Source organism: Cohnella sp. GbtcB17, assembly GCF_019091135.1.
In the GTDB taxonomy this organism is placed as follows: Bacteria; Bacillota; Bacilli; order Paenibacillales; family Paenibacillaceae; genus Cohnella.
The window spans coordinates 1-234 of sequence record NZ_JAGXJW010000507.1; the positions used below are offsets into that span (position 1 = coordinate 1).

The 234-nt window shown below is 66.7% G+C and carries 1 protein-coding gene; it reads right to left on the bottom strand.

The features are described 5' to 3' along the window. Positions 1 to 234 (bottom strand): hypothetical protein (locus KVT38_RS34300; RefSeq protein ID WP_217598156.1); only part of this gene is annotated, 234 nt, incomplete at both ends.

The following is a 234-nucleotide window of genomic DNA, read 5'->3' on the forward strand; positions in this document are numbered from 1 at the left end:
CGATGTGGCAGATGGGACACGGCGCCGGATTCAAAAGGCAACGAGCCGCGAACCCATCCGCGCTTGCCGACCTTCCATTCCGGCAGCTCGCGCGTCAGCGCCAGGACGCGGACCTGATCGCCTTGGCTGCCCGACGCACATACCTTCGTGCCGGGCTCACCAGCGTCGTCCAGCACTTCGCTGAGCGCGCCGTCGCCGATCAACGGGTCCTGCAGGAAAACGGAAGAGGCCGTC